Raw genomic sequence first — 12959 nt, forward strand, 5'->3', positions numbered from 1 at the left:
ATCAGCCGTGGCTGTGGCCGTGGCCGGTGGCGGGCGGTGCGGTGGGCGCGCTGCCCGCGGTCGGCACTGTGAACTCGGCCGTGCGGACCTGGCCCGCGTGCTGGAAGTCGAGGAAGAGCCGGTAGGTGCCGGCGGAGGGGACTTCGGCGTGGAACGTGACGCCCGGCCCCGGCTTCGTCGTCCAGTCGCCCGGGCTGCCGTCCGGGTGGACGTGCAGGTAGGCGAGGTCGCCTTCGCGCAGGGCCACGAGGTGCCCGTAGGCGCCGAGGTAGGGCTGCAGGTCGGTGACGTCGTGGCCGTCCTTGGTGACGGTGGCCGTCACCTTCGACGTCTGTCCCGGGGTCAGTTCGCCGTCGAGCCGGACCTGGTAGCCGTCCACTTCCGCGACCCGCGAGGGCGCGTGGGCCCGTGGCTGGAAGTCGCCGGCCGCGGCGAGGTCGACGCCGAGGGTGGTGGCCTGGCCGCCGGTGGGCGTGAAGTCGGCGAAGGCGCGGTAGCTGCCGGCGTCGGCGACGGCCAGCGGTACCGTCCAGGTGCCGTCGGCGGCCATTTCCGGGTGCACGTGCTGGAATCCGGCGGTGTCGCGGCGCACCACGATCAGATGCATGCGCTTGTCGTGCTCGACGTCGAACGCGGTGACCGCGTTGCCGTCGGGTCCGGTGATCCGGAAGGCGAACTGGTTGGTGGTCCCGGTGGTCAGCGTCGTGCGGGTGGGCGTGAGGGTGTAACCGCCCCTGGACGACGCCAGCCCCGCGGGCTGGTCGGGTTGCGTGGTCTCCGCGACAGTGCCGCTGTGGCTGTCTCCGTGCGCGGCGTCCTCGGCGCCACGCGTGCCAGCTTCGCTGGTGACGGGACCGACAGCGGTGCCGATCGCCCAGGCGCCACCGGCGACCAGGACGAGCGCCGCACCGTAGGCGGAGAGCTTCCCTGCAGTGTTCATGACATTCCTGTCCTCGGGCCGGCCGCTACGCGGTCAGCTGGTAACCGGCTTCTTCGACGGCGGCGCGCACCGCGTCGGTGGTGAGCGCGATTTCGCTGGTGACGGTGACCTTGCCGGTGGGCAGATCCACCGCGACGTCGGTGACGCCGGGGATCTCACCGACCTCCTCGGTCACCGAAGCCACGCAGTGCCCGCAGGTCATGCCGGTCACGGTGTAGGTCTGCTGAGTCATCTGTCTCTTCCCTTCTCCTGGTCAGGAACGGACCAGCCGGGCGATGGCTTCGCTGGCCTCGCGCACCTTCGCGTCGGCCGTGTCGCCGCCCACGGCGATCGCTTCGGCCACGCAGTGCTTGAGGTGCTCGTCCATCAGGCCCAGCGACACCGACTGCAGGGCCTTCGTGGCCGCGGCGATCTGGGTGAGCACGTCGATGCAGTACTCGTCGTTCTCGACCATCCGCTGCAGGCCCCGGATCTGCCCTTCGATCCGGCGCAGCCGGGTGAGGTAGCCGTCCTTGTCGCTGGTGTAACCCCGCATCGTTCCTTCTCCTCACGTCGGCCCGGTGGCGCCGACACCGAGATTTATACCCTAGGGGGGTACCGTAGTCAAACAACGGGGCGGAGATCGTCTCCACAGTGGAACGACTGGCCGCCGCCGGCGCGACGGGCCGATCAGCCGGTCACGCGGGCCGGGACGTCACTGAACCCGGGTGGCGATGCCCGGGTAGCCGAGGATGAGGCCGTGCCGGTCGTAGGTCAGGCGGCAGGTGAAGTCGAATCGCGGCGCGGCGTAGTCGTAGTGCCCGTTGGCCAATCGGGAGTAGCTCTGGTCCAGGCGGTCCACCGCGAGCCCGACCGCGCGGACGTACGCGGCCGGTGCCTGCACCGCCTGCCCGGTGGGCAGCTGCAGCCGGTGCACGGGGAAGGTGTTGGTCATCGCCGAGGCCTCCAGGTCGAGGTCCAGGCAGCCGTCCAGTTCGGGCGCGGCGACGCCGTCCACCTGCCAGTGACCCTCGCCGTCGGTGTCGATCACCCTGACCAGGGTGGCGCCGCCGCTGCGGCCGGTGATCCGCGCGGACCTGGTCCGCCACGACTCGTCCAGGTGGATCATGTAGTCGACGATCCAGGACTCGCCGTCCTCGGTGGCCGTGGTGGTGCCCTCCACCCGGCAACCACCCCGCTCCGCGGCGAAGAACGCGACTTCGAACCCGGCGCGAGCCCCCAGGTGCCGCCACGACGCGACCGGGGGCAGCGGGTCGAACGGCATCGGCGACCTCCGTGTGATCGGTACCGGAAGAACTGCCCGGCGCGCCTGCCGGTTCAACGACAAGTCTAATCCGACAGGTGTCAGAAAGCGTGGTAGGAAAGGCGATGCCGGAGTCCACATCGGACATCCCGGTGCCCGAACTCGCCGGCAGGCTCGCCGTGGTCGCCGGAGCCGGCGACGGCGTCGGCCTGGGGCTTGCGACCCGGCCGCGGGCGCGGAGGTCGTCCTGCCGGTCCGCAACCCGCGCAAGGCGAGGCCACGATCGCGAAGATTCGCCGCCGGCACCCCCACGCTGCGGGACCTGGACCTGTCCTTGGTCCACATCCTGGTCAACGATGTCCCGCCCCCGGCGTGGCGCCGACGAACCTGCTCGCCGCGCGCTGACCGGCAGCGCCGTGCCAGCCGGGTGAGCTGGGCACCAGGCCCGGTCAGGCGGCGTCGAAGTCCACCGAACGGCCGAGCGCCGCCCACTTCGTGTCCTCGGCGACCAGCTTCGCCATCCCCTCCCGGACGATCTCCACGCCGTCGGAGCCCAGCACCAGGTGCAGGGGCGGCTCGTCCATTTCGGCGACGTCCAGCAGCACGCGCGCGACCTTGGCCGGGTCGATCGGCTCCTTGCCGCGCTTGCTGCGCAGGTGCTCGAACAGCGGCGCGAACACGGGCTCGTACCGCTCGTGGTAGGGCCGCATCACCATCGACGGGCCGGACCAGTCTGTCCGCATCAAGCCCGGCTCGGCCATCGTCACCTTGATGCCGAGGTGCCGGACCTCGTCGTTCAGCACGCCGGAAAAGCCCTCGGTCGCGAATTTCGCGCTCTGGTACGCCGAGACCGCCGGCGCGGTGCCACGACCGCCGATCGAAGTCACCTGGATGAAATGCCCCGACCCCTGCTCGAGGAACACCGGCAACGCCGCCTTCGTGACGTGCACGGTGCCGAAGAAGACGGTTTCGACCTGGTCCCGGAAGTCCGCCAGGTCGACCTCCTCGATCGAGGTCATGTTGGCGTACCCCGCGTTGTTCACCACCACGTCCAGCCGGCCGAACCGCGCCACCGCGGCGGCGACCGCCGCCTTGGCCTGCGCGTAGTCGGTCACGTCCAGCGCGAACCGCAGCACGTTGCCGCCGTAGCGGTCCGCCAGGTCCTGCAGCGCGCCGATGTCGCGGGCGGTCGCCACCACCCGGTGGCCCGCGGCGAGCGCCTCTTCGGCGATCGACCGCCCCAGTCCGCGTGAACTGCCCGTGACCAGCCACACCTTCGTCATGTCTCCACCTTTCCGATGTCCTGACCCGACGTTAATACAACGCCGTTGCACTAACAAGGCAACGGCGTTGCGTTAACATGTCTGCGTGGTCACATCGGAGTTCCAGCGAGCGCGCCGTCCCGAGCACAAGGAACAGCGGCGCGAGGCGATCCTGGCCGCGGCGCGCAGGCTGGCCACCCGCGACGGCGTGCGGGCGGTCAGCCTCGGCGACATCGCGGCCGAGGTGGGCGTGCACAAGTCGGCGCTGCTGCGGTACTTCGAGACGCGCGAGGAGATCTATCTCCGGCTGACCGCCGAGTGCTGGGCGGAGTGGGCCGGGGCGCTGCGCGCGGAACTGCCCGCGGCGGAGTCCGCACCCGCCGCGGTCGCGGCGGTGATCACCCGCACGCTGGTGGAACGGCCGTTGTTCTGCGACCTGCTCACCCACGCCCCGCTCAGCCTCGAACGGCACGTCTCGATGGAGTCGGTCCGCGCGTACAAGGTCGGTGCGATCGAGCGGGTGAACGAGATCTCCGGACTGCTCGGTGACGCGCTGCCCGGGCTGGGCGTGGACGGCGGGCGGAAGGCGGTCACCGCCGTCACCGCCTTCGCGGCGACGCTCTGGCAGGTCTCGCACCCGCCGGAGACCCTGGCGGCCTTCTACGCGGAGGAGCCGGAGTTCGGGCACTCCGTCCTGGACTTCGCCGCACGACTGGAGGAACTGACCGCGGCCGTCCTCGCGGGGCTGGTCCAGGGCTGAGCGGTCACGCCTAGATCACGCCGCCGGCACGGCGACGCCGGTCAGCTCCTCGGAGATCTCCCACATCCGGCGGGCGCGCTTCGAGCAGGTTCGTCGGCGTCACGCCGGGGTGGGACAGGATGCTCGTGAAATCTTGCGGCGGTAGGCGAGCGTGGCGAAGAAGTAGGCCACGACGAGGATCCCGGCGCGCCAGGCGAGCACGATCCGGATGTCGCCGCCGACCGGCTGCCGCGTGAACAGGTCGCGGATCGAGTCGACGATGGACGTCACCGGCTGGTGCTCGGCGAACGCGCGCACCGGGCCGGGCATCGTGCCGGTGGGCACGAACGCCGAGCTGACGAACGGCAGGAAGAGGAGCGGGTAGGCGAACGCGTTCGCGCCGTCGGCCGACTTCGCGGTCAGGCCGGGGATGACCGCGATCCAGGTCAGCGCCAGGGTGAACAGGACCAGGATGCCGGCGACCGCGAGCCAGGACAGCACCCCCGCGCTCGAGCGGAAACCCATCAGCAGCGCCACGCCCACCACGACCACGACCGAGATCCGCCGAACACGTAGACGAAGAGGAGCATGAAGGCGATCGGCATGATCGCGGTGGTGATGATCGTGTCCAGGCTGCGCGTGATGTGCCGCGGTGACCGTCCCAACAGGACGGCGGTGTCACCGGCGAAGTGCTTGTTCATCGTGCCTCCGCGCCGCCGGCGCCGACGAGCGCGACGAGCACGAGGTGCTCGCGCCCGGTGAGGATCCCGTCGACGGCGGCGAACTGCCCGGTGAGGCTGATCGATTCCCGCACGCGCTCCGGTTGCGCCGCCACGTCGAAGCCGCCGACGCGCGCCGTTCCCGCGTCCGCCTCTTGAGGAGCGTGGACAGGATCCTGATGACGGTCGTCTTGCTTGCCCCGTTGGCGCCGAGCAGCGCGAAGATGCTGCCCGGGGCGACGTGGAAGTCCACGCCCCGCAGCACCCGCAGGTCCCGGTACGACTTCTCCAGTCCGCGGACGCGGATCGCCGGTTCCGGGGTCATCTCCGCTCCGCCCGCTCCGCGTCGTCGATCGCCTTCGTCAGGCGGGCGCGTTCCTTGTCGATCCAGCGCTTGCCGCTGTAGGACTGGGCGAAGGTCTCGGCGAACTCGACCGGGTCGTCGCCCGCGATGGCCCGCACCGGCGTGCCGTCGGCGACGGCGCGGCGCGGCTCGCGCAGCGCCTCGATCCGGGCCCGGTACCGCTTCCAGTCCTTCTTCTGCTCGAGCGAGCCGGTGACCAGCTCGATCCACTTCGGTGCCATGTCAGTTCTCCCCGTTGCGTAGATGTGCCAGTCGTTCCGAGAGGAATCCCGAGGTCCGCCAGAACTCGTCGAGGTACTGCCGCCCCTGCGCGTTGAGCGAATACACCTTGCGCGGCGCGCCCTTCTCGGACGGAACCTGTGCCACGTCGACGTAGCCGCGCTGCTCGAGCCTGACCAGCAGCGCGCAGGCGGCGCCCTCGGCGGGGCCGGCGCTCGAGAGCCGCCCGGCCCGCGGTCCGCGGCGGCGCGCTCAGCCGCCGACGTGGATGCCGGGGCGGCGCGCCGGGTCGGGTTCGCTGGTGCGGATGATCTCGCGCACCACCGGTGCGGTGTCGCCGCGGCCGAGGATCAGGTACCGGAACAGGTGGCCCAGCGGGTTGCCCTCGCTCCACTCGAAGTGGCAGTGCGGCCGGACCCCGGTGGTGTCGCGCAGGGCCAGCAGGATCGCGGCGATGGCGTTGGGCGCGGCGGGGCTTTCCGCGCGCAGGACGCGGAAACCTTCGACGTCGACGCCGCGCACATGCAGCACGTCGCTGAAGTCGGAGGGGTCGACGACCTCGATCTCCAGGAACAGCACGTCGGCCGAGCCGGGCACGGGGTTCATGCCGCGCTGCTCGCTCTCCTTGGCCCGGTACTCGGCGATGTCGCCGGCCTGCCTGCGGTTGGCGATGATGGTCAGTGCGCCGTCGTGGGCGATCGAGTCGGTGACGAAGCGCCGGGCTTCCTCGTCGAACTCGATGTGCTCCACGCGCAGCTCGGTGGTCCGGCTGACGCGGGAGACCAGGGAGACCGCGATGATGCCGAGGATGAAGAACGCGGAGATCGTGAGGCCGTCCGGCTTCTCGATCACGTTCTCCACCAGGGCGTAGAGCAGGATGAGGGTCAGGATCGTGAACCCGGTGGCGGCCGGGCGGCGGCGGGCGCGCGCCGCGGAGATGGCCACGGCCACCGAGGCGGAGACCATCATCGCCAGGATGCCGGTGGCGTAGGCGCCGGCCTGCGCGTCGACGTCGGCGCCGAAGATGATCGTGACCAGGACGCAGATCCCGGTGTAGACGAGCACCACCGGCCGCACCGCGCGCGTCCACTCCGGGGCCATGCCGTAGGAGGGCAGGTAGCGGGGCACGATGTTGATCAGCCCGGCCATCGCCGAGGCGCCGGCGAACCACAGGATCAGGATGCTGCTGATGTCGTAGGCCGTGCCGACCCATTCCCCGAGCAGCTCGTGGGCCAGGTAGGCCAGGGCGCGGCCGTTGGCTTCCCCGCCGGACTCGAACTGGTCCTCCGGGATGAGCACCGTGGTGACGAAACTGGTCGCGATCAGGTACACGGACATGATGAGCGCGGCGACCGTGAGCAGCTTGCGGGTGTTGCGGATCCGGTTCGCCAGCCGCTGCTCGGCGGTCTCGCCGTCGGCGGCGACCAGCGGCATCATGCTCACGCCGGTCTCGAACCCGGACAGTCCCAGCACCAGCAGCGGGAACGCCAGAACCGCGGGGCCGATCACGCCGGTGATCCCGCCGCCACCGGAGGTGAGCGCGTCCACCCAGCGGTCCAGCGCGGCGGGCGTGGTCAGCACCTCGGCCACACCCGCGGCCACGACCACGGCGTTGAGCAGCAGGAACACCGCGACCAGCGGGATCGCGACCCCGACGGCCTCGGAGAACCCGAGCAGGAACACCCCGCCCAGGATCAGCAGCAGCACCACGGTGACCAGCACCTCGTGACCGTGCAGGAAGGCCGGGACGTGCGGGTTCTCCAGCGCGTGCACGGTGGCGTCGGCCGAGGACAGGGTGATCGTGATGATCCACGACGTGGCCACGAACCCGAGCAGCACCAGCACGAAGATCTTGCCGCGCCAGAACGGCAGCAGGTCCTCCAGCATCGCGACCGACCCCTGGCCGTGCGGGCTCTCCTTCGCCACCCGCCGGTACATCGGCAGCATGCCCAGCAGGGTCAGCGCGACGATCAGCAGGGTGGCCAGCGGCGACAGGGCGCCGGCGGCCAGCGCGGCGATGCCCGGCAGGTAGGACAGCGTGGAGAAGTAGTCCACGCCGGTCAGGCACATGACCTTCCACCAGGCCTGCGGCTCGGTGTGCTGCTCGCCGCTCTCCGGGCCGACCGGCTGGACGCGGTGCTGCAGCAGCCACCGGCCCAGCCGGGTCGACGGCGCTGTCGGCCGGACCGGGCTGTCGACCCGTTGCGGCACCACGAACTCCGGCAGCTCGGCCATGGCCGTCCTTCCCGATCCCTCGTGCGGTTCGCTGATCAGGATGCCGGATCGGCCGCCGGGGAGCAGTGCCGCCCCAGTGCGGCGCGGACGCGTCCGGGCGGTCAGCTGCGCACGCGGGAGCGGATGCCGTCCAGGAGGAGTTCGATGCCCCGCTCGAAGTCGCCGGGGCCGCCGGGTTCCCGGTCGATCGCCCCGGCGCTGGAGGCCTGCAGCGCGGCCTGCTCGTCCGCGGTGTGGCCGAAGACGAGGTGCAGCAGCGCGCGCGTGCCGACGTCGACGAGGTCGTCCGGCAGGCCGCCGTCGCGCAGGGCTTCCCGCAACTGCGCGGCCGGTTCGCCCGCGCCGAGGCCGAAGGTGTGCGCGGTGGCGACCACCTCGGCGCCGTCCCGGTAGGCCAGCATCGAATCGCGCAGTTCGGCGCAGATCTCCACCGCCCGCCGGTCCCACTCGGCGGCGCGGCGCTCACGCCGGCCGCGTGCCAGGATCTCGTCGGCGACCGCGGCCAGCAGCGTCTGCTTGTTCGGCACGTGGTGGTACAGCGCGCTCGGTTGCAGCCCGAGTTCGGCGGCCAGCCTGCGCATGGTGAGCGACTCCAGGCCGTACTCGTCGAGGACCTCGATCGCGCGCTCGACGACATCGCGCCGCTGGTAGCGCACGCCGGACTCCTCCCGTTGACCTGTTCGGCGCGCCCAGTGTACCGTCAGCGCCGCTCACCCGAACACCGTTCAGGTTGTAATCAACTAGTCACTCTGAGTCAGGAGAAAGTGGATGGGCTCCAGGTTCGAGCAGCTCGCCGACGCGGTCCTCGCCGGGGTTCCCGCCGGGCCCGGCGACGCACTCGCCGTGCTGGGCGCCGACGACGCCGAGGTGCTGTCCGTCGTCGCCGCGGCGGGCAGGCTGCGCCGCGCGCATTTCGGCAACACCGTCAAGGTGAACTACCTGGTGAACCTGAAGTCGGGTCTGTGCCCGGAGAACTGCAACTACTGCTCCCAGGCGCTCGGCTCGGCGGCGCCCATCCTCAAGTACTCCTGGCTGTCCACGGAGGAGGCCCTGAAGCAGGCGGGCGCGGGGATCTCCGGTGGCGCCGGCCGGGTGTGCCTGGTCTCCTCCGGACGGGGACCGTCCAACCGGGACATCGACCGCGTCACCGAGATGGTCGGCGCGCTGAAGGTCGAGCACCCGGACGTCGAGGTCTGCGCCTGCCTCGGGCTGCTCTCCGACGGACAGGCCGAGCGCCTCAAAGACGCCGGGGTGGACGCCTACAACCACAACATCAACACGGCCGAGAGCCACCACCACAACATCGTCCAGACCCACACCTACGCCGACCGGGTGGACACCGTGGAGAAGGCGAAGCGCGGCGGGCTCTCGCCCTGCTCGGGTCTCATCGCCGGGCTGGGGGAGACCGACGAGCAGCTGGTCGAAGCCCTGTTCGCGCTCAAGGAGCTGGACGCCGACTCGATCCCGGTCAACTTCCTGATGCCCTTCGACGGCACCCCGCTCGCGGACACCTGGGAGCTGTCCCCGTCGCGGTGCCTGAAGATCCTGGCCATGGCGCGGTTCGTCTGCCCGGACAAGGAGATCCGCATCGCCGGTGGCCGCGAGATGCACCTGCGCTCGCTGCAGCCGCTCGCGCTGCACGTCGCCAACTCGATCTTCCTCGGCGACTACCTCACCTCCGAGGGGCAGGCCGCGGAGGCGGACCTGGAGATGATCCGGGACAACGGGTTCGTCGTGCTGGGCTCCGAAGAGGACAGTGCGGCGCGGGAACCCGCCGACCCGGCGATCCGTCGGCGCGGCGCGGGCACCGCCGTGGTCCCCAACGCGTGATGACACCCGCGGAACTGCTCGCGTTCGACCGCGGGCACCTGTGGCACCCGTACACGTCGATGACCGACCCGGCCCCGGTGTGGCTGGTCACCGGGGCGTCCGGCAGCCGGATCACCGTGGACGGCGCCGGGGACGTGGTCGACGGGATGGCGTCGTGGTGGTCGGCGATCCACGGCTACCGGCACCCGGTGCTCGACGAGGCGGCGCGGCGTCAGCTGGCGAAGATGTCCCACGTGATGTTCGGCGGTCTCACCCACGAACCCGCCGTCGAGCTGGCGGCGCGGCTGGTCGACCTCACCCCCGCCGGGCTGGAGCACGTGTTCCTCGCCGACTCCGGCTCGGTGAGCGTCGAGGTGGCGATGAAGATGGCGCTGCAGTACCAGCGCGGTACCGGCCACCCGGAGCGGACCCGGTTCCTCACCGTCCGGGGCGGCTACCACGGCGACACCTTCGACTGCATGAGCGTGTGCGACCCGGACGGCGGCATGCACGCGATGTGGTCGGGGGTGCTGCCGGAGCAGGTGTTCGGCGACCGCCCGCCCCGGTCCGAAGTGGACGTCGCCGCGTGGGCGGCGGGCTTCCGCGCGCTCGCGGCCGAGCACGCCGGCCGGCTGGCCGGGCTGATCGTGGAACCCCTGCTGCAGGGCGCCGGCGGTATGCACCCCTACCCGGCGAGCTGCCTGCCGGTCTTCCGGGAGGTGGCCGACGAGCACGGGCTGGTGCTGATCTTCGACGAGATCGCCACCGGCTTCGGCCGCACCGGCACGCTCTTCGCCGCCGACGCCGCGGGCGTGGCGCCGGACGTGATGTGCGTCGGCAAGGCCCTCACCGGCGGTTACCTGTCGCTGGCCGCCACCCTGTGCACCACCGAGGTCGCCAGGGGACTGTCGGCCAGCGACTCCGGCGTGCTCATGCACGGGCCCACGTTCATGGCCAACCCGCTGGCCTGCGCGATCGCCACCGCCGGCCTCGACCTGCTGTCCAGTGTGGACTGGGCGGCCGATGTGCGCCGGATCAACGCGGGACTGCAGGCGCTGCACCGGATCGAGGCCGCCGACGTGCGCGTGCTCGGCGCGGTCGGCGTGGTCCAGCTCGACCACCCGGTCGACGTGGCCAAGGCGACCGAGGCGGCGCTGGCGGAGGGCGTGTGGCTGCGGCCGTTCCGCGACCTGATCTACACCATGCCGCCGTACGTGTGCACCGACGACGACATCGCCACGATCTGCCGTGGCATCGCGGCCGCGGCGGCGGTCGCATGAGCTGGGCGGAGTGGTTCGCCACGCAGCGCGCCGCGCGCGAGGCCGCGGGCCTGCAGCGCATCCTGCGCCCGCGGGCGGCCGGCGATGACCTCATCGACCTGGCCAGCAACGACTACCTCGGGCTGAGCGGTGACCCCGGCGTCCGCCGCGCGGCGGCCGAAGCCGCGCTCGTCTGGGGCGCAGGCGCCGGCGCGTCCCGGCTGGTGACCGGCACCACCACCCTGCATGCCGAGCTGGAGCGGGAACTGGCCGAGTTCACCGGCCGCGAGGCGGCGCTGGTGTTCTCCACCGGCTACCACGCCAACCTGTCCGCGGTGACCGCGCTGGCGGACCGGGACGCGGTGATCGTCTCGGACGCCCACGTCCACGCGTCGCTGATCGACGCCGCACGCCTGTCCCGCGCCGCCGTCCGGGTGGTCCCGCACAACGACGTCGCCGCCGTCCGGGCCGCGCTGGCGGCCGCCGGTGGACGGCGGGCGCTCGTGCTGACCGAGTCGGTCTTCTCGGTCCTCGGCGACGCCGCGCCGCTCGCCGAGCTGGCCGGGGTGTGCGCCGAGCACGACGCGCTGCTCGTCGTGGACGAGGCGCACGGGCTCGGCGTGGCCGGTGACGGTGGGCGGGGTCTGCTGCACGGCCTCGGCCTGTCCGGTCACTCGCACGTGGTGATGACCGCGACGCTGTCCAAGTCGCTGGGCGCGATGGGTGGCGCGGTCCTCGGTTCGGCCGCGCTGATCGACCACCTGGTCAACCGGGCGCGCCCGTTCATCTTTGACACCGGGCTGGCGCCCGCGCCCACCGCCGGGGCTCTGGCGGCGTTGCGCACGTTGCGCGCCGGGCCGGACCTGCCGGCCCGGATCCACGAGCGCGGCGCGGCACTGGCCGAGCGGCTCCACGTGCCGCGCTCGGCGGGCGCGGTGCTGTCGGTGCCGATGCCCTCGCCGCACGTCGCGGTCGCCGCCCAGGCCGAGGCTCTCGCGGCGGGGGTGCGGGTGGGTTGTTTCCGGCCGCCGTCCGTGCCCGACGGGATCTCCCGCCTGCGGGTCACGGCGCACGCCGGGCTGGACGAGGAACGCTGGGCGCGCGCGGTCGACGTGCTGGCGCGGGTCGCCGCTCAGTCGAGTTCCTCGGCGAGCGCGACGAAGATCCCGGCGGGACCGCGGACGTAGCAGAGCCGGTAGCTGTCCCTGTACTGCACCACTTCGCCGACGGGTTCCGCGCCGTGCGCCCGGAGGCGGTCGAGCACGTCGTCGATGTCGTGGACCGCGAACATGATGCGGTGCGCGCCCAGCGCGTGCACGGGCTGGGCGCCGTCCGGGCTGGCCGGCGAGTGGTACTTGGTCAGCTCGACCCGTCCGTGGCCGTCGGGGGTCCGCATCATCGCGATGTCCGTCCGGACGCCGTCGAGCCGGATGAGGCGGTCCACCAGGCCGCCTTCCAGCGTCGCCTCGCCTTCCAGCTCCATGCCGAGTTCGGTGAAGAACGCCTTGGCGACGGCGAGGTCGTCGACGACGATGGCGATGTTGTCCATCCGCCGCAGTGTGTTGTCGGTCATGGTGACTACTGTCCCGCCGTCCCGCCGCCCTACGCGAGCTGAAGCTCAGCCGAGCCCGTTCAGCAGCAGGTCCGCCACCACCTTCGCGGCCAGGGGTGGTGCCCCCGGGGTCACCGAGGCCGCCGACGAGGTCGCCACCAGCATCCGCGCGGCGGCCTGGTGGCGGGGCGCCGGCCTGGCGTCCCCGGTCACCCGTGCCAGGTAGGCGCTCACCGCGGTGACGATGGAGTCGTGGATTTCGCGGGCGCGGTCCTGCAGCTCGGGGTGGTGCTCGCTCTCCCGGAACACGATCCGGTGCATCGGCGTCTGCTCGCCGAGGTGCCGCGCCAGCCGCCGCCACAGCTCGGCCACCGCGGCGTGCGCGTCGGGCGGGACGGTGGCCGGCACCAGGTCCGCGAGCGTGCGCGTCGACCGCTCCCGGATCAGCGCCAGCAGCAGGCCTTCCTTCGTGCCGAAGTGGTAGAAGATCAGTCCCTGCGGCACCCCGGCCGCGGTCGCCAGCCGCGCGGTCGACGTGCGGGCGTACCCGCGCTCGGCGAACAGCTCCTCCGCCGCGGCCAGGATCCGGTCGCGGCCGGAGCCGGCGGGTTCGTCCAC

General features: G+C 71.9%; 14 protein-coding genes and 3 pseudogenes. 4 read left to right on the forward strand and 13 right to left on the reverse strand.

All coding sequences use genetic code 11. The features are described from left to right. Position 1: 1 nt before the first annotated feature. From AMYTH_RS0106175 to AMYTH_RS0106195, 5 genes are all read right to left on the reverse strand, one after another. Entirely contained in the window at positions 2-940 is a 939-nt protein-coding gene (locus AMYTH_RS0106175; RefSeq protein ID WP_027929555.1) for a hypothetical protein, read from the reverse strand. Between the two features lie 25 nt (positions 941-965). Next, complete coding sequence (locus AMYTH_RS0106180) at positions 966-1172, reverse strand: heavy-metal-associated domain-containing protein (RefSeq protein ID WP_027929556.1); 207 nt, start codon at positions 1170-1172, stop codon at positions 966-968. A gap of 21 nt (positions 1173-1193) precedes the next feature. Further along, entirely contained in the window at positions 1194-1475 is a 282-nt protein-coding gene (locus AMYTH_RS0106185; RefSeq protein ID WP_020422877.1) for a metal-sensitive transcriptional regulator, read from the reverse strand. Between the two features lie 159 nt (positions 1476-1634). Beyond that, positions 1635-2204 carry a putative glycolipid-binding domain-containing protein gene (locus AMYTH_RS0106190; RefSeq protein WP_027929557.1) on the reverse strand — a complete coding sequence of 190 codons (570 nt, stop codon included), beginning with the start codon at positions 2202-2204 and terminating at the stop codon, positions 1635-1637. A 428-nt stretch (positions 2205-2632) separates the two neighbouring features. Then, complete coding sequence (locus AMYTH_RS0106195; protein ID WP_027929558.1) at positions 2633-3466, reverse strand: SDR family NAD(P)-dependent oxidoreductase; 834 nt, start codon at positions 3464-3466, stop codon at positions 2633-2635. Positions 3467-3551: 85 nt separating this feature from the next. On the opposite strand from AMYTH_RS0106195, the gene AMYTH_RS0106200 reads away from it, so the two are divergent. After that, positions 3552-4205, forward strand: coding sequence for a TetR/AcrR family transcriptional regulator (locus AMYTH_RS0106200; RefSeq protein WP_027929559.1), 654 nt, complete (start codon positions 3552-3554; stop codon positions 4203-4205). Between the two features lie 99 nt (positions 4206-4304). Here the strand turns inward: AMYTH_RS0106200 and AMYTH_RS44160 are convergent. The 6 genes and pseudogenes from AMYTH_RS44160 to AMYTH_RS0106225 all read right to left on the reverse strand — a co-directional run bounded on the left by AMYTH_RS44160 (position 4305) and on the right by AMYTH_RS0106225 (position 8377). Further along, a pseudogene (locus AMYTH_RS44160) lies at positions 4305-4885 on the reverse strand (ABC transporter permease). 29 nt (positions 4886-4914) lie between these two features. Further along, a pseudogene (locus tag AMYTH_RS48680) lies at positions 4915-5228 on the reverse strand (ATP-binding cassette domain-containing protein); the annotation flags it as partial. Then, a complete protein-coding gene (locus AMYTH_RS0106215; RefSeq protein ID WP_027929560.1) occupies positions 5225-5488 on the reverse strand; it encodes a DUF1048 domain-containing protein in 264 nt (87 codons plus the stop codon). The gene AMYTH_RS0106215 and the pseudogene AMYTH_RS48680, both read right to left, overlap by 4 nt. Position 5489: 1 nt before the next feature. Continuing rightward, positions 5490-5681 (reverse strand): annotated as a pseudogene (locus AMYTH_RS47705) (PadR family transcriptional regulator); the annotation flags it as partial. A gap of 57 nt (positions 5682-5738) precedes the next feature. Continuing rightward, the gene (locus tag AMYTH_RS0106220) at positions 5739-7721 is read right to left on the reverse strand and encodes an APC family permease (protein ID WP_027929561.1); all 1983 of its coding nucleotides are present in this window, start codon (positions 7719-7721) and stop codon (positions 5739-5741) included. A 101-nt stretch (positions 7722-7822) separates the two neighbouring features. Beyond that, on the reverse strand, positions 7823-8377 hold the full coding sequence (locus AMYTH_RS0106225; protein WP_027929562.1) for a TetR family transcriptional regulator: 555 nt from the start codon (positions 8375-8377) through the stop codon (positions 7823-7825). 112 nt (positions 8378-8489) lie between these two features. On the opposite strand from AMYTH_RS0106225, the gene bioB reads away from it, so the two are divergent. Genes bioB through AMYTH_RS0106240 form a run of 3 tightly spaced genes read left to right on the forward strand, consistent with a single transcriptional unit; the run spans position 8490 to position 11976 of the window. Further along, the gene (gene bioB, locus AMYTH_RS0106230; RefSeq protein ID WP_027929563.1) at positions 8490-9551 is read left to right on the forward strand and encodes a biotin synthase BioB; all 1062 of its coding nucleotides are present in this window, start codon (positions 8490-8492) and stop codon (positions 9549-9551) included. After that, the gene (locus AMYTH_RS0106235) at positions 9551-10810 is read left to right on the forward strand and encodes an adenosylmethionine--8-amino-7-oxononanoate transaminase (RefSeq protein ID WP_027929564.1); all 1260 of its coding nucleotides are present in this window, start codon (positions 9551-9553) and stop codon (positions 10808-10810) included. The genes bioB and AMYTH_RS0106235 overlap by 1 nt, the downstream gene beginning before the upstream one ends. Beyond that, entirely contained in the window at positions 10807-11976 is a 1170-nt protein-coding gene (locus AMYTH_RS0106240) for an 8-amino-7-oxononanoate synthase (RefSeq protein ID WP_027929565.1), read from the forward strand. The genes AMYTH_RS0106235 and AMYTH_RS0106240 overlap by 4 nt, the downstream gene beginning before the upstream one ends. Here AMYTH_RS0106240 and AMYTH_RS0106245 read toward each other — a convergent pair. Then, positions 11922-12362 carry a VOC family protein gene (locus AMYTH_RS0106245; RefSeq protein ID WP_228684596.1) on the reverse strand — a complete coding sequence of 147 codons (441 nt, stop codon included), beginning with the start codon at positions 12360-12362 and terminating at the stop codon, positions 11922-11924. The genes AMYTH_RS0106240 and AMYTH_RS0106245 overlap by 55 nt on opposite strands. A gap of 45 nt (positions 12363-12407) precedes the next feature. Beyond that, a complete protein-coding gene (locus tag AMYTH_RS0106250; protein WP_027929567.1) occupies positions 12408-12959 on the reverse strand; it encodes a TetR/AcrR family transcriptional regulator in 552 nt (183 codons plus the stop codon).

Origin of the sequence: Amycolatopsis thermoflava N1165 (assembly GCF_000473265.1) — a bacterium.
Taxonomy (GTDB): domain Bacteria; phylum Actinomycetota; class Actinomycetes; order Mycobacteriales; family Pseudonocardiaceae; genus Amycolatopsis_E; species Amycolatopsis_E thermoflava.

Excerpts from the sequence above, each read along its gene's own strand:
- AMYTH_RS0106175 (WP_027929555.1), bottom strand. The coding sequence starts at position 940 with ATGAACACTGCAGGGAAGCTCTCCGCCTACGGTGCGGCGCTCGTCCTG.
- AMYTH_RS0106180 (WP_027929556.1), bottom strand. The coding sequence starts at position 1,172 with ATGACTCAGCAGACCTACACCGTGACCGGCATGACCTGCGGGCACTGC.
- AMYTH_RS0106185 (WP_020422877.1), bottom strand. The coding sequence starts at position 1,475 with ATGCGGGGTTACACCAGCGACAAGGACGGCTACCTCACCCGGCTGCGC.
- AMYTH_RS0106190 (WP_027929557.1), bottom strand. The coding sequence starts at position 2,204 with ATGCCGTTCGACCCGCTGCCCCCGGTCGCGTCGTGGCGGCACCTGGGG.
- AMYTH_RS0106195 (WP_027929558.1), bottom strand. The coding sequence starts at position 3,466 with ATGACGAAGGTGTGGCTGGTCACGGGCAGTTCACGCGGACTGGGGCGG.
- AMYTH_RS0106215 (WP_027929560.1), bottom strand. The coding sequence starts at position 5,488 with ATGGCACCGAAGTGGATCGAGCTGGTCACCGGCTCGCTCGAGCAGAAG.
- AMYTH_RS0106220 (WP_027929561.1), bottom strand. The coding sequence starts at position 7,721 with ATGGCCGAGCTGCCGGAGTTCGTGGTGCCGCAACGGGTCGACAGCCCG.
- bioB (WP_027929563.1), top strand. The coding sequence starts at position 8,490 with ATGGGCTCCAGGTTCGAGCAGCTCGCCGACGCGGTCCTCGCCGGGGTT.
- AMYTH_RS0106235 (WP_027929564.1), top strand. The coding sequence starts at position 9,551 with ATGACACCCGCGGAACTGCTCGCGTTCGACCGCGGGCACCTGTGGCAC.
- AMYTH_RS0106240 (WP_027929565.1), top strand. The coding sequence starts at position 10,807 with ATGAGCTGGGCGGAGTGGTTCGCCACGCAGCGCGCCGCGCGCGAGGCC.
- AMYTH_RS0106245 (WP_228684596.1), bottom strand. The coding sequence starts at position 12,362 with ATGACCGACAACACACTGCGGCGGATGGACAACATCGCCATCGTCGTC.